A 25,111-nucleotide genomic window follows, 5' to 3' on the forward strand; every position below is an offset into this window, starting at 1 on the left:
GTCACCAGGTTACGGGCAGTTCATACACCCCGTAGACCGAGCCGTCGTGCTTGAACTTGATCTCCGACAGTTCGGTGGCGAGCCGCAGGGTGGGGACACGCCGATACAGCGTGCTGTAGACGACCTGCAGTTCCATCCGTGCCAGCGGCTGCCCGAGGCACTGGTGCACGCCGAAGCCGAACGCCACGTGACGACGGGAGTCGCGGCGAAGGTCCAGCCGGTCGGGATCGGGGAAGACGTCGGGATCGCGGTTGCCGATGTCGTTGGCCAGGATGATGCCTTCGCCCGCCCGGATGACCTGCCCGGCGATTTCGATGTCCTCGACCGCGACCCGGCGACGTCCGTTGTGTGTGATGTGCAGGTAGCGCAGCAGTTCTTCGACGGCGGAGGCGACGAGTTTCGGGTCGTCGGTCTCGCGGAGCAGGGCCAGCTGGTCCGAGTGTTCGAGCAATGCCAGTGTGCCCAGCGTGATCATGTTGGCCGTCGTCTCGTGCCCGGCGATCAGCATGAGGACGCCCATCTGGGCGGCTTCCTGCCGGGTCAGCTCACCGGTGCGGATCCGCTCCGTGAGACCGGAGAGCAGGTCTTCGCCGGGTTTCTCGAGTTTCTCGCCGATCAGCTCGTCGAGGTACTCGCTCAGGGCGGCACCCGCGGCGGCCTTGGCCTCCGGGCCGGTTTCCCGGTTGATCAGGACATTGCTTTTGTCCTGGAAGAAATCGTGATCCGCGTAGGGGACGCCAAGCAACTGGCAGATCACCAGCGAAGGCACCGGAAGCGCGAACGCCGTGACGAGGTCGGCGGGGTTCGGTCCGGCCAGCATCTCGTCGATCAGGTCGTCCACGATCTCCTGCACACCGGGCCGCATGGCCTCCACGCGTTTGATGGTGAACGGCGCGGTCACCATCCGGCGCAGCCGGGCGTGTTCGGGATCGTCCATCAGGATGAAACTGATGGCGCCACCGCGCAGCGGAGTGGGACTCGGGTACCCAGGCCGGGTGATGTCGGCGCTGACGCGGGGATCCGAGAGTAGTTTCCGCTGGTCGGCGTACCGGGTCACGAGCCACGGCGTGCTGTCGTCCCACAGCCGGACCCGCGCGAGCGGGGTTTCCTCCTGCAGCGACCGGATGGCGGGAGGCGGGTCGAACGGGCAGCCCGCAGCCCTGGCGGCGGGAAAGGACGGGGCGGTGGTCAAGGCTTTCCTCCAGTGAGAACCCCGGTGAGTTCCGGGCGGCGCAGGCGGGCTTGTTTGGGCATGTTCCAGCCGAGGACACCGGTGACCGCGCCGTTCCGCCGGTACTCGGCGACGAACCGGCCTTCGTTCACCGATCCCTCCACAGTGGACACATCGGCGTCCGCGGAAAGGATTCCGTGCACGTGGATCTTGGTGTCGAACTGGTCGGTCCAGAAGTAGGGGACCGGGGTGTAGGGCCGGTCGTCGCCGAGGATGACGCCGGCGACGTGGCCCGCCTGCTCGGTCGCATTGGTCCGGTTCTCCAGCCGCAGGGCCACATCGAGTGTTTCGTGATGCCAACGGGCCACGTCGCCCACGGCGTGGATTCCCTCCGCCGCGCGGCATCGGGAATCGCAGACGACCCCGTTCGCCAGCGCCAGTCCACTGCCTTCGAGCCACTCCGTCGCCGGTGCGGCGCCGAACGCCACCACGACGACGTCCGCGGGGAGCACCTCGCCGGTTTCCAGCCGTACGCCGGTGACGCGCCCGTCGCGCGAATCCAGCCCGGTGACCGCTGCGCCGAGCCGCAGGACCACGCCGCGCGAAGTGTGCGACTCCGCCAGCAGATCCGATATGACCGGGCCGAATTGGGCAGCCAGCGGAGCCGGTTGCGGGCCCGCCAGGGTGACCGGCACGCCCATCCCGGCGGCGCTCGCGGCGATTTCGGTGCCGAGGACGCCATCGCCTACGACGACCGCCCGGGAGCAGCTCAACAGGCCCGCCCGCAAGGCCAGCGCGTCATCGAGAGTGCGGAGAACGTGGACGCCGTCGAGGTCGGTCTGGCCGGGGAAGGTGCGCGGTCGCAGTCCGGTCGCGATGACGATCTCGTCCGCGGTCAGTGATCGCCCCGAGGCCGAGTGGACGATGCGTTCCCGGACGTCCAGCGAAACGGCCGCGTCCCCGAGGACGAACTCGGCGTCCAAAGCGGACAGCCGTTCGGCCGGGCGCAACTGGGTTCGCGACGACTCCCAGTGTCCCGAAAGGACTTGTTTCGACAGTGGGGGCCGGTCGTAGGGGAGATGCGCCTCCGCGCCCAGCACCGTGATGCGGTCCGCGTAACCCTTGCGGCGCAGGGCTTCCACCGTTCCAAGGCCGGCGGCTGAGGCGCCGACGACGAGCACCGTCACGCGTTCTCGCTCACCGTGATGGCGGCGCCGGGGCAGACGTCGGCGGCCTCGCGGACGATGTCGTGCGAGCCCGGGGCGGGCGATTCCTGGAGCAGGAGCACGATGCCGTCCTCCTCCCGCTGGTCGAACACGTCGGGGGCGAGCAGCACGCAGGTTCCGGCGCCGCAGCATTTGTCCTGGTCGACGGTGATCTTCATGGTCCTTTTCCCTCGTCCGGGCCGGGAGTGACCGGTGCCAGCCAGATCCCGGCGAGTGCGTCGATGAGCCCGGTCGCGGCGTCGTGCCAGGTGGACCGGGGAGTGGGGGTGCCCTCGGCGAGGGCGCGTTCGCGTTCGGCGACCATGTGGACCAGCAGCTGGCGGGCCATGTCGCCGCGCTCGGCGCGGACGTCGGCGGGCAGATCGGGCAGGCAGCGGTGGAGTCCTTCGACGATCCGCACCAGTGACGGCGAGGTCAGCGATTCCTCGACCATGATCGGGCGGAGCGCGGGGTCGGTCATCACCTGCGCGCCGAAGCGCGCGAACCAGGTGGGACTCCCGAGCGTGGCCAGGTGCTCGGCCACCGGGGTGACCAGGCAGCCGATCCAGTCCCGCGGGTCCGTGCTGTCGCCGATGCCGGCGAGCATCCGGCGGCGGATCTCTTCGATCTGCCCCGAATGGCGCCGGGCGATCGCGCGCACCAGGTCGGCCTTGGTGCCGAAGTGGTAGCCGACCGCGGTGTTGTTGCCCTGCCCGGCCGCTTCGCTGACCTGGCGGTTGGACACCGCGAACACGCCGTGTTCGGCGAACAGCCGCTCCGCCGCGGTTAGGATCAGTTCCCGCGTCGCGTGCGCCCGTTCGGCGCGGGCACCGGTGATCTCACTCGTCATGGGCATCACCATCGCACGGGCAGTTCCCGTAGTCCGCCGACGGCGAGCCCTTCGACCTTGCGCAGGTCCTCCGCCGCGACGGCGAGTTCGAGTGTGGGCAGTTTCTCCAGCAGGACACCGAGGACGACCTGCAGTTCGGTACGGGCGAGCGGCTGCCCAAGGCAAGCGTGCGCGCCGGCGCCGAACGCCAGATGCGGGTTCGGACTCCGGTCGAGTGTCATGTCGGCGGCGGCTTCGAACGCGCTCTCGTCGCGGTTCGCCGAAGCCATGCTGCACATCGCGGTGGTGCCCGACGGCAAGATCGTCCCGCCGACCTCGAAGTCCTCGGTGAGGTAGCGCGACATGCCGATTCCTGCGTTGGCGTCCATTCGCAGGGACTCCTCGACGGCGGTGCGGATCAGCGACCGGTCCGCGAGCACCGCTTCCCAGCGGCTCCGGTCCTCCAGCAGCATCGCCACCATCTTCGCGATCATGTTCGCGGTGGTCTCGTGCCCGGCGATGAGCAGGCCTATCCCGGTCGCGACGAGCAGCGCGTCGGACCAGCGCTCGCCGTCGGTGTCGGTGTCGGTGATGAGCGCGCTGAGGATGTCCTCGCCGGGCTCCGCCCGCTTGGCCGCGATATGCCCGCCCATGTACCGGCCGAATTCCGCCTGCGCGACGTCGAATTCGGCCTGGGTGTAGCGGGTCATGCTGAGCATGACGTCGGACCAGTGGGCGAACCGTTCCCGGTCGGTGTCCGGGACGCCGAGCATGTCGCAGATGACCCAGACCGGCAGCGGGAAGGCCAGACCCGCCTTGAGGTCCGCGGGTTCGCCCTTCGCGATCATCTCGTCGATCAGCTGGACGGCCATCGCCTCCATCCGCGGTCGCAGCGCGTTCATCCGCTTGGCGGTGAACCACTTTCCGAGCATCCGGCGCCACTTCAGATGCGCTTCGCCGTGTTGCGGGATCACGCCCGCCATCTCGCTGTTGAAGACCCCGCCGGATTCGGTGTCCGCGACCCGCGCCGCCTTGTCCGCGGGGGTCGGCCTGGTGAACCGCGGGTCGGAAAGGACGCGTTTGACGTCCGCGTAGCGGGTGATCAGCGCCGCCTCGTCGCCGCTGGCGAGGGTGACCTTGGCGACCGGGCACTTCGCGCGGAACTCGGCCCATTCGGCGGGTGGTGCCAGGGCGGCCTCGGTCGGGAACGGGAAGCTCGGCAGCCGATCCAGGTCGCTCTGCGTCATCGAAGGCTCCTTCAGCGTGGTGGTCCGGTGATTCAAACAGTGCCCGTGTCGTTGGCATAAGTCAATCAACTGACTTAAGTTGGAGCCGTTCGCTCCCGATCCCCCTCCGGAGGCCTTGTATGACTCAGCCCGTGCCGCGTCCTCGACTGGTCGTGGTGGTGTTAGCGCTGGGCGGGATCGTGGTCTCGCTCATGCAGACCCTGGTCATCCCGCTGATCCCGAAGCTGCCGGAACTCCTGGACGCCTCGCCCGCGGACGCGACCTGGGTCATCACGGCGACGCTGCTCGCGAGCGCCGTCGCGACACCGGTCGTCGGCAGGCTCGGTGACATGTACGGGAAGCGGCGGATGCTGCTGCTCAGTCTCGGCATGCTGATCGCCGGTTCGGTCGTTGCCGGACTCAGCGACACGCTGGTTCCGATGGTCACCGGCCGGGTGTTGCAGGGGTTCGCGGCCGGGGTGATCCCGCTCGGGATCAGCATCATGCGCGACGAACTCCCGGCCGAAAGACTGGCTTCGGCGACGGCGACGATGAGCGCGTCACTCGGCGTCGGCGGCGCGCTCGGCTTACCCGCCGCCGCGTTGCTCGCCGAGAACGCCGACTGGCATCTGCTGTTCTGGACGGCGGCCGGACTCGGTGTCGTCGTGACCGCGCTCGTGCTCGCGTTCGTCCCCGAATCGAACGTGCGCACCGGCGGACGGTTCGATCTCGTCGGCGCCGGGGGGCTTTCGGCCGCCCTGGTCTGCCTCCTGCTGGCGATTTCCAAAGGCGCGCACTGGGGATGGGCGAGCGGGCGGACCTTGGGCCTGTTCGGAGCCGCCGCGCTCGTCCTGCTGTTGTGGGGCCGCTGGGAACTGCGGGTGGCCCGGCCGCTGGTGGACCTCCGGACGACCGTCCGGCGTCAGGTCCTGCTGACGAACCTGACGTCGATCGTGTTCGCGTTCGCGATGTTCGCGCAGTCGCTGGTGCTGCCGCAGATCCTGCAGTTGCCCGCGGCGACCGGCTACGGACTGGGGCAGACCATGCTGGTCACCGGTCTGGTGCTGGTGCCGTCCGGGATCGTGATGATGCTGACCGCCCCGTTGTCCGCGCGGATCACGAAAGCCCGCGGTCCCAAGGTGACGCTGATGCTCGGCGCGCTCGTCGTCGCCGCCGGTTATGGCCTCGGCACCGTCCTTATGGCCGGCGTGTGGCACCTCGTGTTGGTGTCCGCCACGATCGGCGCGGGCATCGGACTCGCGTACGGTGCGATGCCCGCGCTCATCATGGGTGCCGTCCCGGTGTCGGAGACGGCGGCCGCGAACAGCCTCAACACCCTGATGCGCGCGATCGGCACGTCGATCTCCAGCGCCGTCGCCGGTGTGATCCTCGCGCAGCTGACCGTCTCCTTTGGACCGGTGCAGGTCCCGTCTCAGGGCGGTTTCCGGCTGATCATGGGACTCGGCTCGGCGACGGCGCTCGTCGCGCTGGCGATCGCCGCGTTCATTCCCGGCCGGTCTTCGCCAGCTTCGACGGCCACCAGATCTTCCGTCCGACGTCCACCGCCAGAGCCGGTACCAGCAGCGAACGCACCAGGAGCGTATCGAGCAGGACGCCGAACGCGACGATGAACGCCAGCTGGGCCAGGAAGAGGATGGGCAGCACCGCCAGCGCGGCGAAGGTCGCGGCGAGCACGACTCCCGCGGACGTGATCACGCCGCCGGTGACGCGCAGACCGCGCAGGGTTCCCTCCCGGGTGCCGATCCTGCCCGCCTCTTCGCGGACCCTGGTCATCAGGAAGATGTTGTAGTCGATGCCCAGCGCGACAAGGAAGACGAAGCCGAACAGCGGGACGACCGGGTCGGCGCCGGGGAAGTCGAAGACGTGGTTGAACACCAGCGCCGAGACGCCCATCGTCGCGGCGAAGGACAGCACCACCGTGCCGATCAGCAGCAGCGGCGCGAGCAATGACCGCAGAAGCAGGGCGAGCACGAGGAAGATCACGACGAGGACGATCGGGATGATCACCATACGGTCGTGCTCGGAGGTCTCCCTCGTGTCGAGCAGCGTCGCGGTGGGCCCGCCGACCTTGGTGCCGTCGACGGTGTGCACGGCTTCGCGGATCCGTTGGACCGTCGCGACGGCCGCGTCGGAGTCCGGGGGATCGGCCAGCACGGCGTCGATCTTCGCGAGCCCGCCCGCTTCGGCGCTTTGGCGGACGTCCGAGACACCGGGGACGCGCGCCAACGCGGTGACCGCTTGTGCTTGACCGGCGGGGGTGATGATCACCGTGGGAGAACCGGAGCCGCCGGGGAAGTAGCGGGAGAGGACTTCTTGCCCCGCGACGGAATCTACCGGGGTGAGGAAGACGTCGGACTGCGCGGTGCCGGAAGCCTTGAGCTGGGGGAGGAAAGCGCCGCCCGCGAGCAGGACGACGGTCGTCACGATCCAGATCGTGCGCGGTGCGCGGGCGACCCAGCCCGACACGCGGCCCCAGAGACCGCCGGTCTCTTCGCGAGGCGAGGCCACCGCCGGGCGGAAGGGCCAGAAGGCGTTGCGCCCGCACAAGGCCAGGACGGCGGGCAGGAACGTGATGGTCGTGAGGAAGGCGGCGCCGATGCCGATGGCGGCGACCGGGCCGAGTCCCTTGTTGGAGTTCAGATCGCTGAACAGCAGGCAGAGGACGCCGAGGATCACGGTCCCGGCGGAGGCCGCGATCGGTTCGATGGTCGAGCGCCAGGCCGTACGGAGCGCGGAGCGGGAGTCGTCGGTCGTCCTGAGTTCTTCGCGATAGCGCGAGATCATCAGGAGCGCGTAGTCCGTGGCGGCGCCGAAGACGAGGATGAACAGGATTCCCTGACTCTGCCCGTTCAGTGCCAGCACGTCGTGATCCGCGAGCAGGTACACCGCGAGGCTCGCCGTTCCCAGCGCGAACACCGCCGACAACAGGACGAGGAGGGGGAGCAGCGGGCTCCGGTAGACGATGATCAGGATGATCGCGACCACCGCACCCGCGACCAGGAGCAGCAGTCCGTCGATCCCGCCGAACGCCTCCTTGAGGTCGGCGACCTGGGCGGCGGGACCGGTCACGAGCACCTTCAACCCATCGGGGGTGTCGCGGGCGAGCGCGTCCCGCAGTGCCTCGACACCGTCCCCGGGATCGCTCGTGGCGTCCAAGAGCACGACGACCTGCGCGCCCGCGTTGCTCTCCGGCGCGGGGATGAGCCGGGCGCTCGACGTCCGGTCGGTCAGGAACCGCTTGTCGGCCTCGGTCAGGCCCGACGGCCGTTCGGCGACGACGATCGCCGGGATGACGGCGGCGCTGGAGAATTGCTTCTGGAGTTCGCCCACCTCGGTCGCTTCGGCCGACGCCGGCAGGAAACTGCTGCTGTCGTTCTCCGTGACCTGACTCAGCTTGCCCGCGTACGGGCCGCTGAAGCCGCCGAAGATCAGCCAGGCGACCGCTACGAGGGCGGGGAGCAGCCACCGCAGACGTGACCGCGTGCGGGCGGGGCGTTCGACTTCCGAGATCATGGACGGATGGCTCCCGTGACAGCGCTACTTCGACGATTGAATAGTTCGACCATCGAAATAGTAGAGTGGTCACCCGGACCGGGCAACAGGAGGGGAGGTTTCGGTCATGGCCAAGCCCACTGAGGACGCCGAGCAAGTCACGGACGACCTGCTCGTTCTCCTGTTGCGGCAGCTGACCGTCGAGTCGGACCGGTTCGCCGAGATGTTCGGTGAGGCGCACGGTCTGCACCGGACCGACCTCAACGCGCTCGCGGTGATCATGGACGCGGCCAGGATGGGCACCCCGATGAGCCCGGGCAGGCTCGCGAGCGCCCTGCATCTGAGCGCGTCGGCGACGACGTCGGTGCTGGACCGGCTGGAGCGGGCCGGGCATCTCTACCGGGACCGGAGCGCGACCGACCGGCGCAAGGTCGAGTTGCGGATGCACGACCAGGCGCGGCGGATCGGCGCCGAGTTCTTCCTGCCGCTGGGGGAGCGCTACGCCGAAGCATGGCGGGACATGGGGGAGGACGAGCGGCGGACGGTCGCCCGGTTCCTCCGGAGCAGTATCGCCGCGACCGTGGAGGTCCGCGGGCGGCTGGCACCCTGAACGGGGACTCAGAGTGCGCGAAAGGCCTTCGCCGGGAACACTCGGGTAATGCGATGTGTGGTGCTAGGGGCGACCGGTTATGTCGGCGGACGGCTGGTTCCGCAACTGCTCGACGCGGGCCACGAGGTGCGCGTGGTGGCGCGCTCTCCGGAGAAGGTCGCCGAGGAGCCGTGGCGTGACCGTGTCGAGGTCGAACGTGGCGACGTCACCGATCCGGCCTCCATCGAGACGGCCCTGACCGACTGCGATGTCGTCTACTACCTCGTGCATTCGTTGACGCGCAAGGACTTCGTCGACGTCGACCGGGAGGCGGCGCGAACGGTCGCCGAGGCGGCGAAGACGGCGGGCGCGCGGCGGTTGGTGTACCTGGGCGGCATAGTGCCGGACGACGAGGAGTTGTCACCGCACCTGGCGTCGCGCGCCGAAGTGGGCCGGGTCCTGTTGGACTCCGGAGTGCCCGCCATCGTCCTGCAGGCCGCGGTGATCATCGGCTCGGGTTCGGCGAGTTTCGAGATGCTGCGCTACCTGACCGAGCGGCTCCCGGCGATGGTCACCCCGCGGTGGGTGCGCAACCGCATCCAGCCAATCGCGATCCGGGACGTGCTGCACTACCTCGTGCACGCGGCCGAGCTGCCGTCCGAAGTGAACGGTGCCTTCGACATCGGCGGGCCGGATGTGCTGACCTATCTGGACATGATGCGCCGTTACGCCGTCGTCGCCGGTCTGCCGAGGCGGGCCGTCGTACCCGTGCCGGTGCTCACTCCGTGGCTGTCCGCGCAATGGGTCAACCTGGTCACGCCCGTGCCGAAGTCGATCGCCGTACCACTCATCGAATCGCTGGTGCATGAAGTGGTCTGTCACGACCACACGATCGCCGAGCACATCCCCGACCCGGAAGCGGGCCTGACCCACTACGAACACGCCGTCGAACTGGCGCTGACCCGGGTCCGCAACGCCGACGTGCCGACCCGCTGGTCGGACGCGTCGACCGCCGCCGCGCCCTCGGATCCGCTGCCGAGCGATCCGGACTGGGCGGGCGGGACCGTCTACGTGGACGAACGCGAACAGCGGACGGACGCCTCGCCGGAAGCGCTGTGGGACGTCATCGAGTCGATCGGCGGGGAACACGGGTGGTACTCGTTCCCGCTGGCCTGGTCGGTCCGCGGCTGGGCCGACCGGCTCGTCGGCGGCGTCGGGTTGCGGCGTGGACGGCGGGATCCGCGACGGCTGCATCTCGGTGAGGCGCTGGACTGGTGGCGTGTCGAGTACCTGGACCGGCCGCGGCTGCTGCGGTTGCGGGCGGAGATGAAGCTGCCGGGGCGGGCATGGCTCGAACTCGGCGTCGAGTCCGATGAGGACGGTCGGACTGTCTACCGGCAACGGGCGGTGTTCGAACCGCACGGGCTGGCCGGGCACGCGTACTGGAAGGGGATCGCGCCGTTTCACGGTGTGGTCTTCGGCGGCATGGTCCGCAACATCACCGGTGCCGCGCAAGGAGAGGCCTCGTGAGTGGTAAGGACGGTTAGAACCGTCCTTACCACTCACGAGACCCACTGCCTACAGAGCCGGGTACGCGTTCTTCAGCAGCTCCTGGAATTGGGCGGAGAACCAGTGCCCGGAGAGCGGCGCGTCCGGCAGCGCGCCGGACATGTTGTTCTGGTTCCGCGGGTTACCGGTGTACGCCGGATCGCACATCCGGTCGAAACCCTTGCCCTCGGTGTTCGGGATTTCCTTGCTGGCGCCGTCGGATTCGCCCGGCGGCTTGATCCAGACGTAGGCGTCGATCCCGGCTTCCGGCGCGGCCTTGGGACGTTCGCCGAGTCCCGCGCCCGCCTGGTTGCACCAGTTGCCGAGATGGATGCGGCGATCGGTCCTGCCGCCGTTCACGTAGGCGTCGACCGTGGTGGACGGTCCGGGGCCGGACGGCCGCGCGGTGCCGCCCCAGCCGTTGCGTGAGGTGTCGATGAGCATCCCGACCTCCGCCGGGAAGCCGGCCCGGATCGCCTCCTGCCGGAACGCCTGGGCGTAGGACAGTTCGTCGACGTAGCGGTTCCAGTCGACCCACTTCGACGTCCGCACCGAAGCCCCGCCGACACTGTCGTTCACGGTGAAGTACGGCTCCTTGAGCGCCCCGTAGTTCGCGGTGTTCGCGATGAAGCCGTGCACATTGGCCAGTGTGCTGCCGGAACTCTTCGCGGCTTGCGCGAAGAGCGCGGCGGACGGGCCGAGGTTGTCGTCCCAGCCGAGCCAGCCGTGGTGCCCGGCGTCGATGTAGTTGTAGACGTTGGGGATCGCGCCGAACTTCGCCAGCGCGTAGCCGACACCGGCGACGTAGTTCCCGTTGGCCTTCATGACGTCGCATTGGGGCGTGGCCGTCGGCCGGGGCGTCACGTTGGTGACGAGGTTCGGCAGGGAGTCGATCTCGATCACGGTCACCACCCGCAGCGCGGCGTACTTCGGATCGGCCAGGATCGTGGCGATCGGATCGATGTACTCGGCCCGATAGCGCGGGAGTTCGTCCGCCTTGAGTTCGCCGTTCGACGCGAGCGCCGCGCAGTCCCGGCCGGGCAGGTTGTAGATCACCAGTTGGACGACCAGCGGTTTCCCGGCGGCCTGCCGGAGCGCTTCGTCGAGATGGCCGCGTAGTCCGCGGCTCGTGCTCGTGCCCTCGATGGCGGCGATCCGGTCGAGCCAGACGCCGGTCGGCTGGTTCGCGATCCTGGCGCCGCCCGGTTCGGCGGTGGCCTTCGCCGACCACTCCGGGTTCACGTACACCGCGGCGCCGGCGTAGGGGTTGTCCGCCTTGGGGCCGCCCGGACCCGGTGTCGTGGTGGTCGTGGTTGGTGACGTCGTGGTGGTGGGGACGGTGGAACCGGTGCAGGTGGTGCCGTTCAGCGTGAAGACGGCGGGCTTCTCGTTGGTACCGGAGTGACTTCCGTTGAAGCCGGGGGAGACGGTGGCGCCGGTGCCGAGTGAACCGTTCCACCCCGCGTCACGGACCGTCACACGCGTGCCCTGCTGGCCGAAGGTGCCGTTCCAGCCCTGCTGGACCTGCTGGTTTCCGGAGAAGTCCCAGCTCAGCGTCCAGCCGCCGCTGATCGGGTCGCCGAGGTTGGTGACGGTCACGGTGGCCCCGAAACCGGTGTCCCATTGATTGGTGATCGTGTACTCGACCTTGCAGCCCGGCGCCGCTTCGGCGCTCGAGCCCAGTACCACCGGCACCGCCACCATCGCGAGTACCGCGCCGACGGCCGATGGTGCCGAAACACCTTTCCCGCGGAATCTCATACGTCGCCTCCTTGCGACCGGGATCCGATTTATGGGAGCGCTCCCATGGAGGACCGTAAAGGGGTGTCCCGGCCGTGGCAAGGTCGGCCGATCCGAAATGTGGGATCGCTCCCAGAAAGCGACCAAAGGATTGAGCCGTCCCGGGGGAAGACTCGTCCTGACGGAGGTGGAGCCTTCACCCGGACAGCGGGCGGGCGCGTGGTGTTCAAAGCTTGAGTGACTTCACGTCCTCTTTCGTGGCGGGCTCACCCGGCACGTGACCAGAGCGATCACGGTGGATCGATGGCATTCGGTGTGCCGAGCGCCGTCGGCCCGCTGGTGAAGGCGCTCGGCGGGCACTGGCAGTTCGTGGTCCCGGTCTACGCGGCGGGCTCGGCACTGCTGCTCGTGGCCGTCGTCTCGCCGGGCCCGGTCCCCGCCAAGGCCTACGGCCGGAAGGTGATCGGACGGCGTGCGGCCCCCCCGNGGTGGTTCCGGCGCTCTTCTTCACGAACAGCGAACCAGCGAACGCGACCAGCCCGACACAACCGGCGACCATGAACGTGGTGCGGATCCCCGTCGCGTCGGGGCTGGCCGCCCCGGCCGTGGTCGTGCTCGCCGTGGCCACCGCGATGAACACGGCGGTGCCGAGCGCGCCGGCGAGCTGCTGCAGGGTGGAGAGGATCGCGCTGCCGTGTGAATAGAGATGTTTGGGCAGTGACCCGAGGGATTCGGTCATCAGCGGCGTCATCATCAGGCCGAGGCCGCCCATCAGGAGGACGTGGATGGCGATGACCGCGACCAGCGGCGATTCCGGGCCGAGCAGGGCGAACAGCCACAGCGAGACCGCCATCGCGGCCGCGCCGGGGATGACCAAGGGGCGGGGACCCAGGCGGTCGTACAACGCGCCGACCGGACGGCCGAGCAGCCCGAGGGCCAGGCCGCCGGGAAGCACCGCGAGCCCGCTGACGAACGTGCTGGTGTGCAGGACGGTCTGCAGGTACAGCGGAAGCAGGATGGCCGCGGCGCCGAGCAGGCACATGAACAACAGCGCCGTCAGCACCAGCGAGACGACGAAACTGCGATGGGTGAACGGACGCAGGTCCAGCAGCGCGCGATCTTCCTTCTGCAGGCGCAACTGGCGCCAGGTGAACACCACGAGTGCCACCGCCCCGACGGCGATCGGCGCCCACGGCGGCACCGGCTGGTGCCCGCCCGCCGACTCGCCGGACACGGACAGGCCGTACAGCACGCCGCCGAAACCGATGGCGGACAGGACCACCGACGGTACGTCCAACGGCACCTTGCGGTTGTCGCTGTCCAGCCGCAGTTGCAGCATGCCGACCGCCAGGGCGGCGAGCGCGAGCGGCAGCACGATCCAGAACATCCAGCGCCAGCCGAGCGAGGAGAGCACGGCGCCGCCGATGGTCGGGCCGATGGCCGGGGCGACCGCGATGACGATGGTGATCGTGCCCATCGTGGCGCCGCGTTTCTCCACCGGGACCAGGCGCATCACCGTGGTCATCAGCAGCGGCAGCATCACCGCCGTCCCGCAGGCTTGGATGACCCGTCCGGTCAGCAGGAGCGCGAAGCCCGGGGCGAGCGCGCTGACCAGGGTGCCGGTGCTGAACAGGATCAGCGAGGCGAGGAAGACCTGGCGCGGGGTGAACCGTTCGAGGAGGAACCCGGTGGTCGGGATGACGACCGCCATGGTGAGCAGGAATCCACTGGTCAGCCACTGGACGGTGGTGGTCGGGACCTGAAGGTCGACGGTCAGGTCACGCAGCGCGACACTCAGGATGGTCTCGTTGAGGATCATCACGAACGCGGAAAGGACCAGGACCCCGATCAGGAGCCCGGCTTTCGCCGGCGCCCGTTCCTGGGCGTGGGTGGTTTCGGGCAGGGTCTCGGTCATCAGTGAAGGGCTCCTGGAAGGGCGCGGGTCCGTGTGGGCCGCCTCCGGCGCGGCAACGGTGACAACGGAGGCGAGGCTGGATCTGTCGTTCAGTCTGCCTGTGCCGGTCGGTGCGTGTCACGTCGATTTCCGTAGTGAGTACGGTCACTGGATCTCCGGGAGGCATCGGACCGCACGTGAGCGTACGGATTTCCGGCCACAGCACGGTAAAATCGGCCTGTGACCAGAGCGATCACGGTGGATCGATGGCATTCGGTGCGGCGAGCCTATCGGGTGACGGGCGCACGATTCTCGGAAATGGTGGCCCGCGTTCCGGATCCGGACGCGATGGTCACCGCGGAGTGGACGGCGGCCGAAACGGTCGCCCACGTCGCGATGATCGCGAAGATGTACACGTCGCTGGTACGGCGGGACAGTGCCCCGGTTTTGGACACTCGCGGGCAGAGTCAGGTCGAAAAGACCACTGTGGACACGGTTTCCGTACTGAACACCTTGGTCTTACGAGATTTTCCGGAACGTGACATCGGTGTGCTGGTCACCGGATTGCTCGCGGACATCGAGGAAGTACTACGGGTGACCGAGGACGCCGACCCGGAGACCTCGCTGGACTGGCTCGGGGCCTCGAAGGTGCCGCTGGCCGGCGTCCTCGCTCATCTCGTCAACGAACTGCACATCCACGGTTGGGACATCGCCAAGGCGCTGAAGCTGCCGTGGACGATCCCGCCGGCTGACGCGGCGTTGTTCTTCGATCTGTTCATGGTGGGCCTGTTGACCCGCGACGTCGGGCACCTTCTCGACACCGACGAGCCGCCGCGGGATCGACGGATCGCCGTGGCGTTCCGGTCGGCGTACACGTCCCCGGTCGTGCTGGTGTTGCACCAGGGGCGGGTGACGGTCGAGGAGCCCGGCGGCCCGGTCGACGCGCGGATCTCGTTCGATCCGCCGTCACTGAACCTGATGCTGTTCCACCGGGTCGGAAAGGCGCGTTCCGTGCTGACGCGGAAGATCGCCGTCAGTGGTCCTCGGCCGTGGCTGTTGCCCGCCTTCCTGCGAGTCGTGCGTTTGCCGTAGCTCAAGGCTCGTGAGTGGTAAGGACGGTTCTAACCGTCCTTACCACTCACGAGGCCCACGACGGTCCGCCGCTCAGGTCGCCTGAAGTACGTGAAGGTCGAACCGGTGTCGCGAGTCTTCGATGTGGCCGAGGAACCGGTGGGTCCAGTCGCACATCCCGTCGACCGTCGCACGCAGACCGTGGCCCGCCTCGGTGAGGGTGTAGTCGACCCGCGGCGGCACCGTCGGGTGCACCGTCCGCTCGATCAGGCCGTTGCGCTCCAGCATGCGCAGGTTCTGGGTGAGCATCTTGTGGCTGATGCCCTCGATGTCGTTCCGCAGTTCGGTGAACCGCCGGGTGCGGTCCCCGACCGTCTCGATGATCAGGAGCGCCCACTTGTTGGCGACGTCGGAGAAGATCTCCCGCGCCAGCGAGTCCGCCCGCATCAGATCGGCGTCGTCCGAACCGTTGAGCTGCTTGGTCACCATCAGGTTCCCCAGTCACGAAAAAGTGCGTTCTTCCAGGTCGTCGCACACTCTCCTACAGTTCCTCGGTAACCACAAGTGACCGTTGACGAGGAGTACGGATGAGCATCACCCTGGTGAATCCCGCGGGACTGCTGGAGATCCCCGCCTACCGGCAGATGTCGATCGCGACCGGGTCGAAACTGGTCTTCATCGCGGGGCAGGTCTCCTGGGACGCCGACGGCACCGTTGTCGGCGAAGGGGACCTCGTCGCCCAGGTCGAACAGTGCTACCTGAACATCGGCACCGCGCTCGCCGAGGCGGGCGCCACCTTCGACGACGTCGCGAAGTTGACCGTCTATGTCGTCGACTGGACGCCGGACAAACTCGCGCTGTTCCTCGAAGGCGTGGACCGGGCGGCGGCCAGACTGGGTGGCACCCCGGTCCCGCCGGGAACGCTGATCGGCGTCGCGGCGCTCGACGTGCCCGAGCACCTCGTCGAGGTCGAGGCGACCGCGGTCATCGACTGACGCTCACTGACCGCGCGCGGCGCGCCAGATCGGGCTGTCGACGTAGTGGTTGTCGTACTGCTTCGAGGACGCGGCGATCTCCGAAGGGTCCGCTTCGCCGCGCGCGACCCGGTCGAGGAGCCGGTAGTAGTCGAAGCGGGCCATGCCCGGCGTGAAGGTGACCAGGACGTCGGCGTCCGATCCGGTGGCGGGCCCGAAGGCGTGCGGCACCTTGGGCGGCACGGCGAGGAAGTCGCCCTTCTCCAGTGTGTGCAGGGTTTCCTCGACAAGGACCTGGAGTTTTCCTTCGAGTACGAAGAAGAACTCGGTCGCGCGGGTGTGGAAATGGGCCGGGGTGCCGAAGACGCCGTCCTTCAGGGTCGCGCGGTTCGCGGTGAAGCCCCCGTCGGTGGTGTCCGAGTCGGCCAGCAGCGTGATTTCGCTGCCCGGCGCGTCGCTGACGATCTCGGCGTCGGCGGCCCGGAGGAGGATGGGGTCGAACATGGTGGCGTCTCCTTGATTTTCCGTGTTCAGCAGGCTCGCTGACAGGATCAGCCTCTCCTGGAGCCGGGCCTTGATCAACGCGGAAAGCCGCACCGATCGATAATGTGAAGGTTATCGATCAGTGTGCGGGTGTCGGTGGTGCCACTCGCCTGACAAACCGATGGGGGAGAACCCGAAGCGCCACTTACGACCGGTCAGGCGGCGAAGACCTGCGAGTCGTCGGCGAAGGCTTTGAACTCCAAGGCGTTGCCTGCCGGGTCCAGCAGGAACATCGTCCACTGTTCGCCGGTCTGGCCTTCGAAGCGGACGTAGGGCTCGATGACGAAGGAGGTGTCCGCCGCGCGCAGCCGGTCCGCCAGCTTCCGGAACTCCGGCACGGTGAGGATCAGGCCGAAGTGGGGGACGGGCACGTCGTGTCCGTCGACGGGGTTGTGGATCTGCCGCGGCCGTTCCGGCGCGAGGTGCGTGACGAACTGGTGGCCGTGGAGGTTCCAGTCGATCCACGTCTCGGAGCTGCGGCCCTGTTCGAGGCCGAGGACCTCGCCGTAGAAGGTGCGCGCGGCGGCCAGGTCGTCGACGGGCATGGCGAGGTGGAAGCGCGGGATGGGGGAGTCGAGGACGGTCATGCCCAGGGGTCCTTTCCGGCGGGACGAGTACTTGTCGCAATGTTAACATTAGGACAAAGTATGGCGCCGTTACTATCGGGCGTTCCGATGGGAAGGACGAGGATGAGCGAACCCGGCAGGGTGGTGCCGGCGCGTCGGCGCGGGCTGGCGGACGAGGTCGCCGACAGGGTCAGGGACGCCATCTTCGGCGGCGCCTATCCGCCTGGCGCGCAGCTGCGTGAGGTCGAACTTTCGGCGGCACTCGGCGTCAGTCGTGGTCCGGTGCGCGAAGCGTTGCTGAAACTGGAGCGCGAGGGTCTGGTTCGCAGCGAATGGCATCGCGGCGCGATCGTCACGACGCTGTCCGATGTGGACGTCGCCGAACTCGACAGTCTTCGCTCGGCGCTCGAACAACTGGCCGTCCGCCTCGTGGTCGCGAACGCGCCGGAGGCGGAGCTGGCCGCGATCGACGAGACCGTCGACAGGATGGACAGGGCGCGCGACGAGCACGAGATGGTCCGCCGCGACATCGACTTCCACGACGCGGTCTACGCGGCGTCCGGGCACCGGCGGCTCATCGAGGCGTGGCAGGCGATCCGGTCCCAGGTGTACCTGTTCCTGCTGACCCGGATCGGCGTGAGTTCCGACGGCTACCTCGCGAGTATCCCGGCCGAGCATCGCCGGCTGGCGTCCGCTCTTCGCGCCCGTGACGGCGAGAAGGCGCTCGAACTGTTCGCCGCCCACCGCGGTCAGGCGCTCGATGTGCTGACCGGGAAGTGATCCGTGCTCAACGTCCGCTTGAACGACCCGGCCGAGGACGCGCTCGGCCCCTGGTGAACGATACGGTGCCGAGGCGGGCGAAATGGCGTTCAGGGTCTTGACGGCAAGGTGGACCAAGGCTTAACTCAAGCCCTGAAATAAGACGTGTCCCGGGTCACAGGCTCCGGACGCGGCTTGGCCACTCACCCCGAGGACCATCGATGCGAATCGGAAAGATCGCTCCCGCGCTCGTCCTGGCGCTGGCGGCCGCCGCCACGACGGCGTGCGGCGGCGGCGACACGTCGTCCAGTGCTCCCAAGGAGCTCGTCTACTGGGCGTCCAATCAGGGCACCAGTCTCGACAACGACAAAGCCGTCCTGCAGCCCGAACTCGACAAGTTCGAGAAGGCCTCCGGGATCAAGGTCAAGCTCGAGGTCGTCCCGTGGACGGATCTGCTCAACCGGATCCTCGCGGCCACCACCTCCGGCAAGGGACCGGACGTGCTCAACATCGGCAACACCTGGTCGGCCTCGTTGCAGGCGACCGGGGCGTTGCTGCCGTTCGACGACGCCGCGCTGGAGAAGGTCGGCGGCAGGGCGCGGTTCCTCGGCCCGTCGCTGGCGGCCACAGGGGCGAGCGGTCAGCCGCCGGTCGGCGTACCGCTCTACGGCCAGGCGTACGGCCTGTACTACAACAAGAAGCTCTTCTCCGAGGCCGGCATCACCAAGCCGCCCGCCACCTGGGAGGAGCTTGTCGAGGACGGCAAGAAGCTCACCAAACCCGACAAGGGCCAGTGGGGACTCTCGCTCCAGGCGGGCCAGGTCACCGAGAACAGCCACCACGCGGCGATCCTCGGCGCCCAGCAGGGCGCGCAATTCTTCACCGCCGAGGGTAAACCGCAGCTCGCTTCGGATCCGTCGGTCGCGGCCGTGCAGCAGTTCGTCGACCTGATGCAGAAGGACAAGATCGTCAACCCGGCGAACGCCGAGTACGCCGACACCGCGAAGTCCCTCAAGGATCTGTCGGACGGCAAGGCCGCGATGTTCATGAACCAGGCCTCCGCCGGGTCGTTCAAGAACATCGGGATGGACATGGCCGACCTCGGCGTCGCGCCGATCCCGCTGCCCGCCACCGCGCCGCCGAACGGCCGGAAGGTGACCAGCTTCGTCGCGGGCATCAACATGTCGGTCTTCAAGAACACCAAGAACCCCGACGCCGCACTGGACTTCGTCAAGTTCATGGTCTCGGCGCCGGAGCAGGCACTGCTCAACAAGACCTACGGCTCGCTGCCCACCGTCCAGGACGCCTACAGCGACGCGGCGTTCCAGACCGAGGACGTCAAGGTCTTCCAGAACGTGCTCGCGAACTCGGCCGAGCCGATGCCGCAGGTTCCGCAGGAGTCGCAGTTCGAGACCCTCATCGGCACCGCGATGAAGGCGATGTTCGCCGACGTGGCCGCTGGCAAGCCGGTCGACGGAGCCAAGATCCGCGACCAGCTGAACCAGGCGGACCAGCAGATCGCGGCCGGTAGTTGATGCCGACCGCGCTCGACGACGCCCCGGCCGTGAAGGCGGCCGGGGCGCCCCGGCCCCAGGGTGCCCGGCGCGACCGGCGCCGGGTCGCGCTGCCGTATCTGCTCCTGCTGCCCGCGATCCTGCTCGAACTGCTCGTCCACCTGGTCCCGATGATCGCCGGGCTCGTGATGAGCTTCTTCAAGCTCACGCAGTTCTCCATCCGGGACTTCTCGTCCGCCCCGGCGGCGGGGCTGGACAACTACAAGTTCGTCCTGGACTTCAACTCCGCGGCGGGGAAGTCGCTGCTCGGCTCGTTCTGGATCAGCGTCCTCTACACCGTCGCATCGGTCGGGTTCTGCTGGCTCTTCGGCACCTCGGCCGCCGTGCTGATGCAGAAGAACTTCCGGGGCCGCGGCCTGCTCCGGACCCTGTTCCTCGTGCCGTACGCGCTGCCGATGTACGCCGCGGTGATCACCTGGTCGTTCATGTTCCAGAAGGACACCGGCCTGGTGAACGACCTGCTGGGCACCGATTCGTTCTGGCTCATCGGGGACAACAGCTTCTGGTCGCTGGTGGTCGTCTCGATCTGGCGCAACTGGCCGTTCGCGTTCCTGATCGTGATGGCCGGCCTGCAGAACATCCCCGGCGAACTGTACGAGGCGGCGGCCATCGACGGCGCCGGATGGTGGCGGCAGTTCCAGGCCATCACCCAGCCGATGCTGCGCCCGGTCAACCAGGTCCTGCTCCTGGTGCTGTTCCTGTGGACCTTCAACGACTTCAACACGCCGTATGTCCTCTTCGGAGCGTCCGCGCCGAAGGAGGCATCACTGATCTCGATCCACATTTACCAGAGCTCCTTCGTGACCTGGAACTTCGGTCTCGGCTCGGCGATGTCGGTGCTGTTGCTGCTGTTCCTGCTCATCGTCAGCACCGTCTACCTGGGACTGACCGCGCGGAGGAGGAACGCCGTTGTCTGAGCCTCGCTGGGTCCCGTGGGCCCGCCGATTCGTCCTCGGCTTCCTCGCCCTGTTCACCCTGGTCCCGCTGTACGCGATGGTTTCGTCGTCGCTGAAGCCGCTGGGGGACGTGCAGGGCAAGTGGGAGTGGGTCCCGACGACGCTGACCATCCAGCCGTTCTTCGACATCTGGGAGACCATCCCGCTCGCCGAGTACTTCGTGAACAGCCTGGTCATCTCCGGTTCGGCGGCGATCCTCTCGGTGGTGATCGCGATCTTCGCGGCGTACGCCCTGAGCCGTTTCCGGTTCCGTGGCAAGAACTTCTTCAAGATGACCGTGCTGTCCACACAGATGTTCCCCGGCATCCTGTTCCTGCTGCCGCTGTTCCTCATTTTCGTCAACATCGGCAACACCACCGGCATCGTCCTGTACGGCTCCCGGCTCGGGCTGATCATCACCTACCTGACCTTCTCGCTGCCGTTCGCCATCTGGATGCTCGCCGGCTACATCGACTCGATCCCGAAGGAACTCGACGAGGCCGCGATGGTCGACGGCACCGGGCCGTTCGGCGCGCTGATCCGGGTGGTCGTCCCGGCGGCCATGCCGGGCATCGTCGCGGTGGGGATCTACTCGTTCATGACGGCCTGGGGCGAGGTCCTGTTCGCGTCGGTGATGACCGATTCGGGCACGCGGACCCTCGCGGTCGGCCTCCAGGAGTACTCCACTCAGGTCCAGGTGTACTGGAACCAGGTCATGGCCGCGTCCCTGATCGTCTCCGTCCCGGTCGTCGCCGGATTCCTGCTGCTCCAGCGTTATCTCGTCGCCGGGCTCACCGCCGGTGCCGTGAAATGACCCGCCCGTCGCTCCGTACAGAGAGGTCCGCCTTGAATCTGCACCTGCCCGCCGATTTCCTGTGGGGTGCGGCCACCGCCGCGTACCAGGTCGAAGGCGCCGTCGACGCCGACGGCCGCCTCCCGTCCATCTGGGACGACTTCGTCCGGGTCCCGGGTGCCGTCCTGAACGGCGACACCGCCGATGTCGCTTGCGATCACTACCGGCGCTGGCCGGAGGATCTCGGCATCATGAAGCGGCTGGGCCTGGACGCCTACCGCTTCTCGGTCGCTTGGCCGCGGGTGATCCCGGCCGGTCGCGGCGCGGTCAACGCGGCAGGCCTCGACTTCTACGACCGGCTGGTGGACGCGTTGCTCGAAGCCGGGATCCGGCCGTTCGCGACGCTGTTCCACTGGGACCTGCCCTCTGCTCTGCAGGCGAAGGGTGGCTGGCCCGAGCGTGACACGGCCTACGCCTACGCCGACTACGCCGCTGTCGTCGCGGCGAAACTCGGCGACCGGGTCAAGGACTGGAACACCGTCAACGAACCGCTGTGCTCGGCGTGGCTCGGCTATCTGGAAGGCCGGTTCGCCCCCGGCGTCAAAGATCTCAAGCAGGCCGTCCACGCGTCGCACCATCTCCTGCTCGCGCACGGCCTCGGCGTACAGGCGATCACCGCGAACGCTGCCCAACCCGCCAACGTCGGCCTGGTGGTCAACCTCAGCGGGATCGAGCCGGCGTCGGACTCCACCGCGGACATCGAGGCGGCCGCCCGGATGGACGGGCACGTCAACCGCTGGTGGCTCGACCCGTCGAACGGACGCGGCTACCCGGCGGACATGATCGAGGTCTACGGCGTCGAACCGCCGGTGGCCGGGGACGACCTCGAGGTGATCTCGACCCCGGTCGGCTACCACGGGCTGAACTACTACTTCCGGCAGATCGTCGAGGACGACCCGGACGGCCCCGCGCCCCGCGCCCGGCAGGTGCCGGTCGAGGGCGCGGCCACCACCGCGATGGGCTGGGAGATCCACGGGCAGGGTCTCGCGGATCTGATCGACCGGCTCGCCGACGAGTACGGCGCCCAGGCCATCTACGTGACCGAGAGCGGGGCTGCCTTCGACGACAAGGTCGCCGAGGACGGTTCGGTCCACGACGCGGACCGCATCGCCTACCTGGAAGAACACCTCGGCGCGGTCGCGGGGGCCGTCGAGGCGGGCGCTCCGGTGAAGGGCTACTTCGCCTGGTCGCTGCTCGACAACTTCGAATGGGACAGCGGGCTGAGCAAACGATTCGGGCTCGTGCGGGTCGACTACGACACGCAGGTCCGCACGATCAAGGCGAGCGGGCACCGGTACGCGGAGATCATCGCGGAGCACCGGAACCGCTAGTGGCCTCGTGAGTGGTAAGGACGGTTCTAACCGTCCTTACCACTCACGAGCGGTTCGTGCGGGCGGATGGACCGAGGGGCCCGGATTCGTCGCGCGATACGAACGGACGTCCGCCGAAACCTCCTAGGGTCGCCATGAACGAGGCGATCTAGGAGGCGAAGCATGCGGACACTCTTGCGTGGCGGTCGTGTCATCGATCCGGCGACGGGCTTCGACGGCATGGCCGACGTGCTGGTATCCGACGGGGTGGTCACCGCCGTCGGGGCTGGTTTGACCGCCGAGCCGGGTGACGTGGAGATCGACGTCTCCGGGCTCGTGGTCGGACCGGGTTTCATCGACCTGCACAGCCACGTGCACACCATCGCCGGCCAGCGGCTGCAGGCGATGGACGGGGTGACGACCGCGCTCGACCTCGAAGCCGGGTTGATGCCGATCGAGCGGGCCTACGCCGAGGCTGCCGCGGCGGGACGTCCATTGCACTACGGTTTCTCCGCGTCATGGGGTGCCGCGCGGGCGCAGGTGCTCGCCGGGATCGAGCCGGACGCGAATATCGACAGCGGTCTCGCTGTGCTCGGGAACCCTGTCTGGCAACGGTCGTCCTCGCCGACGGAACTCGCCGCCTGGCTGTCTCTTGTGGACGGTGAGCTGGCCGCGGGCGCGCTCGGCGTCGGTGTGCTCCTCGGCTACGCGCCCGACACCGACCCCGGTGAGTTCCTCGCGCTGGCCCGGTTGGCCAAGGAGGCCGGGGCACCGACCTACACCCATGTCCGTGAACTGGTCGAGGTGAACCCGGAGACGCCCATCGACGGCTCGGCGGAGATCGCGATCGTCGCGGCCGAGACCGGCGCGGCGATGCACCACTGCCACGTGAACAGCACGTCCGGCCACCAGATCGAGCGGGTGCTCGCGGCGCTCGAAGCGGGACGCGCGGCCGGGTCGCGGGTGACCGTCGAGGCCTACCCGTACGGCGCGGGCAGCACGGCGATCGGCGCGGCGTTCCTCTCGCCCGAACGCCTGAAGATGAAGGGACTGACCCCCTCCAGCGTGATCATGCTGGAGTCGGGGGAGCGGATCGCCGACGCGGGCCGCCTGCTCCAGGTCCGCGCCGAGGATCCCGGGGCGCCGTGCATCCTGGAGTTCCTCGACGAAAGCAGCCCGCGCGACCTCGGCCTGCTGCACCAGGCGCTCGCGTTCCCTGACGCCATCGTCGCCAGCGACGCGCTGCCCGTGTACTGGAAGAACGGGACCAGCGAGAGCACCGAATGGCCGTTGCCACCCGGCGGCGCGACGCATCCGCGCACGTCCGGGACGTACGCCAAGACGTTGCGCCTGATGGTGCGCGAGAGCAAGGCATGGACGTGGCTGGAGGCGTTCCGGCGCTGCTCCTACCTGCCGGCGCGCGTGCTCGACGAGGTCGCTCCCGGTGCGGTGGCCAAGGGACGGCTCGACGTCGGTGCCGACGCCGACATCGTCGTCCTCGACCCGGAGACGATCACCGACGCGGCGACCTACTTCGACCCGACCAGGCCTTCCGTCGGCGTCCGGCACCTGTTCGTCTCGGGTGTTCCGGTCGTCACCGACGGGAATCTGCGCACGGACGCGTTCCCGGGCAAGCCGTTGCGGGGTGAGCCGCGATGAGCGATCTGCTCGCCGACATCGAGACACTCGTGCGCTGCGAGTCGCCGTCGTCGGACCACGAAGCGGTGGCCCGCAGCGCCGAGGTGCTGGCCGAAGTCGGCCGGAGGCTGCTCGGCGCGGACCCGGAGAGGATCGTGATCGACGGCGTCACCCATCTCCGCTGGCGATTCGGCGACGGACCGCCTCGTGTGCTGCTGCTCGGTCACCACGACACGGTGTGGCCCCACGGTTCGCTGGAGACCCATCCGTTCTCCGTGCGGGACGGGGTGTTGCGAGGACCCGGATGCTTCGACATGAAGGCGGGGGTCGTGATGGCGCTGCACGCCGCCGCGACCGTGCCCGATCGTGACGGATTGTCCATTCTGGTCACCGGTGACGAGGAGATCGGTTCACCGTCGTCCCGCGCGCTGATCGAAGAGACCGCGACGGGCTGTGACGCGGCGTTCGTGCTGGAGGCCTCGGCCGACGGCGGTGCGCTGAAGTGCCGGCGCAAAGGCGTCTCTCACTACCGGGTCGAGGTGATCGGCCGTGCCGCGCACGCCGGACTGGAACCGGAGAAGGGGGTCAACGCGGGAATCGAGATCTCCCATCAGATCCTCGCGGTGGCCGCGCTCGCCGCTCCCGGAGCCGGGACCAGCGTGACGCCCACGGTCGTTTCGGCGGGCACGACGGTCAACACCGTTCCGGCCGCCGCGAGTGTGGCCGTCGACGTCCGCGTCTGGAACGAGACCGAGCAACTCCGCGTGGACAGGGCCATGCGGGAACTCCGCCCGGTCCTGGAAGGCGCCGAGGTCCGCGTGACCGGCGGGATCAACCGGCCGCCGCTCGAAGCGGGCTCGTCGGCGGGACTGTTCGCGCTGGCCCAGGAACTTGCGGGCGAACTCGGTCTCGGGGAACTGCCTTCCGCGTCGGTCGGCGGGGCCTCGGACGGCAATTACACCGCTGGGATGGGAATTCCCACCTTGGACGGCCTCGGCGCCGTCGGCGGTGGGGCGCACGCGGATCACGAACACGTCGTCGTCGCGGAATTGCCGCGCCGCACGGCTTTGCTGGCCGCGCTCGTGGAAAACGTGCTCGCGAAGCGGAGTCCGTCCGGTGCGACGAATCCCGCGGGCGAATCTGGTACGGCACGACGGTGACTCGGCCATCGGG

Annotated in this window: 21 protein-coding genes and 2 pseudogenes; 12 read left to right on the top strand and 11 right to left on the bottom strand. The window is 68.4% G+C overall.

Going from position 1 to position 25,111, the window contains the following annotated elements; all coding sequences use genetic code 11:
* Nucleotide 1: 1 nt before the first annotated feature.
* The 5 genes from H074_RS07725 to H074_RS07745 are packed head-to-tail and all read right to left on the bottom strand — an operon-like array spanning nucleotide 2 to nucleotide 4,452.
* Nucleotides 2-1,192, bottom strand: a complete 1,191-nt coding sequence (locus H074_RS07725; RefSeq protein ID WP_007029470.1) for a cytochrome P450 — start codon at nucleotides 1,190-1,192, stop codon at nucleotides 2-4.
* The gene (locus tag H074_RS07730; RefSeq protein ID WP_007029471.1) at nucleotides 1,189-2,358 is read right to left on the bottom strand and encodes an NAD(P)/FAD-dependent oxidoreductase; all 1,170 of its coding nucleotides are present in this window, start codon (nucleotides 2,356-2,358) and stop codon (nucleotides 1,189-1,191) included. The genes H074_RS07725 and H074_RS07730 overlap by 4 nt, the downstream gene beginning before the upstream one ends.
* On the bottom strand, nucleotides 2,355-2,555 hold the full coding sequence (locus tag H074_RS07735) for a ferredoxin (protein ID WP_007029472.1): 201 nt from the start codon (nucleotides 2,553-2,555) through the stop codon (nucleotides 2,355-2,357). The genes H074_RS07730 and H074_RS07735 overlap by 4 nt, the downstream gene beginning before the upstream one ends.
* Nucleotides 2,552-3,226 carry a TetR/AcrR family transcriptional regulator gene (locus H074_RS07740; RefSeq protein WP_039921840.1) on the bottom strand — a complete coding sequence of 225 codons (675 nt, stop codon included), beginning with the start codon at nucleotides 3,224-3,226 and terminating at the stop codon, nucleotides 2,552-2,554. The genes H074_RS07735 and H074_RS07740 overlap by 4 nt, the downstream gene beginning before the upstream one ends.
* Nucleotides 3,227-3,231: 5 nt before the next feature.
* The gene (locus H074_RS07745) at nucleotides 3,232-4,452 is read right to left on the bottom strand and encodes a cytochrome P450 (RefSeq protein ID WP_039921797.1); all 1,221 of its coding nucleotides are present in this window, start codon (nucleotides 4,450-4,452) and stop codon (nucleotides 3,232-3,234) included.
* A gap of 119 nt (nucleotides 4,453-4,571) precedes the next feature.
* Between H074_RS07745 and H074_RS39140 the strand changes: the two are divergent.
* Nucleotides 4,572-5,990: pseudogene (locus H074_RS39140) on the top strand (MFS transporter); the annotation flags it as partial.
* Here the strand turns inward: H074_RS39140 and H074_RS07750 are convergent.
* Nucleotides 5,935-7,965 carry an MMPL family transporter gene (locus tag H074_RS07750; RefSeq protein WP_007029476.1) on the bottom strand — a complete coding sequence of 677 codons (2,031 nt, stop codon included), beginning with the start codon at nucleotides 7,963-7,965 and terminating at the stop codon, nucleotides 5,935-5,937. The pseudogene H074_RS39140 and the gene H074_RS07750 overlap by 56 nt on opposite strands.
* Nucleotides 7,966-8,071: 106 nt before the next feature.
* On the opposite strand from H074_RS07750, the gene H074_RS07755 reads away from it, so the two are divergent.
* Both H074_RS07755 and H074_RS07760 read left to right on the top strand, forming a co-directional pair.
* On the top strand, nucleotides 8,072-8,554 hold the full coding sequence (locus H074_RS07755; RefSeq protein ID WP_007029477.1) for a MarR family winged helix-turn-helix transcriptional regulator: 483 nt from the start codon (nucleotides 8,072-8,074) through the stop codon (nucleotides 8,552-8,554).
* A 48-nt stretch (nucleotides 8,555-8,602) separates the two neighbouring features.
* Complete coding sequence (locus H074_RS07760) at nucleotides 8,603-10,063, top strand: SDR family oxidoreductase (RefSeq protein ID WP_007029478.1); 1,461 nt, start codon at nucleotides 8,603-8,605, stop codon at nucleotides 10,061-10,063.
* Between the two features lie 48 nt (nucleotides 10,064-10,111).
* On the opposite strand, the gene H074_RS07765 is transcribed toward H074_RS07760, so the two are convergent.
* Nucleotides 10,112-11,842 carry a glycoside hydrolase family 6 protein gene (locus tag H074_RS07765; RefSeq protein ID WP_007029479.1) on the bottom strand — a complete coding sequence of 577 codons (1,731 nt, stop codon included), beginning with the start codon at nucleotides 11,840-11,842 and terminating at the stop codon, nucleotides 10,112-10,114.
* 466 nt (nucleotides 11,843-12,308) lie between these two features.
* Nucleotides 12,309-13,736, bottom strand: a pseudogene (locus H074_RS07770) (DHA2 family efflux MFS transporter permease subunit); the annotation flags it as partial.
* Between the two features lie 297 nt (nucleotides 13,737-14,033).
* Here H074_RS07770 and H074_RS07775 point away from each other — a divergent pair.
* Entirely contained in the window at nucleotides 14,034-14,807 is a 774-nt protein-coding gene (locus H074_RS07775) for a maleylpyruvate isomerase N-terminal domain-containing protein (RefSeq protein ID WP_007029481.1), read from the top strand.
* A 72-nt stretch (nucleotides 14,808-14,879) separates the two neighbouring features.
* On the opposite strand, the gene H074_RS07780 is transcribed toward H074_RS07775, so the two are convergent.
* Nucleotides 14,880-15,275, bottom strand: a complete 396-nt coding sequence (locus H074_RS07780) for a winged helix-turn-helix transcriptional regulator (RefSeq protein ID WP_007029482.1) — start codon at nucleotides 15,273-15,275, stop codon at nucleotides 14,880-14,882.
* Between the two features lie 98 nt (nucleotides 15,276-15,373).
* Here H074_RS07780 and H074_RS07785 point away from each other — a divergent pair, with 98 nt between their 5' ends.
* Nucleotides 15,374-15,781 carry a RidA family protein gene (locus H074_RS07785; protein WP_007029483.1) on the top strand — a complete coding sequence of 136 codons (408 nt, stop codon included), beginning with the start codon at nucleotides 15,374-15,376 and terminating at the stop codon, nucleotides 15,779-15,781.
* Between the two features lie 3 nt (nucleotides 15,782-15,784).
* Here the strand turns inward: H074_RS07785 and H074_RS07790 are convergent, their stop codons facing one another.
* Together H074_RS07790 and H074_RS07795 are read right to left on the bottom strand one after the other, a co-directional pair.
* Complete coding sequence (locus H074_RS07790) at nucleotides 15,785-16,264, bottom strand: cupin domain-containing protein (RefSeq protein ID WP_039921845.1); 480 nt, start codon at nucleotides 16,262-16,264, stop codon at nucleotides 15,785-15,787.
* A gap of 194 nt (nucleotides 16,265-16,458) precedes the next feature.
* Nucleotides 16,459-16,890: a VOC family protein gene (locus tag H074_RS07795; protein WP_007029485.1), complete on the bottom strand. Its 432-nt coding sequence runs from the start codon at nucleotides 16,888-16,890 to the stop codon at nucleotides 16,459-16,461.
* A gap of 102 nt (nucleotides 16,891-16,992) precedes the next feature.
* On the opposite strand from H074_RS07795, the gene H074_RS07800 reads away from it, so the two are divergent.
* The 7 genes from H074_RS07800 (at nucleotide 16,993) to H074_RS07830 (ending at nucleotide 25,098) form a co-directional block, all read left to right on the top strand.
* Nucleotides 16,993-17,649: a GntR family transcriptional regulator gene (locus H074_RS07800; RefSeq protein ID WP_007029486.1), complete on the top strand. Its 657-nt coding sequence runs from the start codon at nucleotides 16,993-16,995 to the stop codon at nucleotides 17,647-17,649.
* 200 nt (nucleotides 17,650-17,849) lie between these two features.
* Nucleotides 17,850-19,163, top strand: coding sequence for an ABC transporter substrate-binding protein (locus tag H074_RS07805; protein WP_007029487.1), 1,314 nt, complete (start codon nucleotides 17,850-17,852; stop codon nucleotides 19,161-19,163).
* Nucleotides 19,163-20,119, top strand: a complete 957-nt coding sequence (locus tag H074_RS07810) for a carbohydrate ABC transporter permease (protein WP_007029488.1) — start codon at nucleotides 19,163-19,165, stop codon at nucleotides 20,117-20,119. The genes H074_RS07805 and H074_RS07810 overlap by 1 nt, the downstream gene beginning before the upstream one ends.
* Nucleotides 20,112-20,951, top strand: a complete 840-nt coding sequence (locus H074_RS07815; protein ID WP_007029489.1) for a carbohydrate ABC transporter permease — start codon at nucleotides 20,112-20,114, stop codon at nucleotides 20,949-20,951. The genes H074_RS07810 and H074_RS07815 overlap by 8 nt, the downstream gene beginning before the upstream one ends.
* A 32-nt stretch (nucleotides 20,952-20,983) precedes the next feature.
* Nucleotides 20,984-22,321, top strand: a complete 1,338-nt coding sequence (locus H074_RS07820; RefSeq protein ID WP_007029490.1) for a GH1 family beta-glucosidase — start codon at nucleotides 20,984-20,986, stop codon at nucleotides 22,319-22,321.
* Between the two features lie 162 nt (nucleotides 22,322-22,483).
* Nucleotides 22,484-23,959 (top strand): amidohydrolase family protein, encoded by a 1,476-nt coding sequence (locus H074_RS07825; protein ID WP_007029491.1) that lies wholly within the window; start codon nucleotides 22,484-22,486, stop codon nucleotides 23,957-23,959.
* Complete coding sequence (locus H074_RS07830) at nucleotides 23,956-25,098, top strand: M20 family metallopeptidase (RefSeq protein ID WP_007029492.1); 1,143 nt, start codon at nucleotides 23,956-23,958, stop codon at nucleotides 25,096-25,098. Before H074_RS07825 ends, H074_RS07830 begins: the two co-directional genes overlap by 4 nt.
* Nucleotides 25,099-25,111: the final 13 nt, after the last annotated feature.

It is taken from the genome of Amycolatopsis decaplanina DSM 44594, from assembly GCF_000342005.1.
Classification (GTDB): Bacteria; Actinomycetota; Actinomycetes; order Mycobacteriales; family Pseudonocardiaceae; genus Amycolatopsis; species Amycolatopsis decaplanina.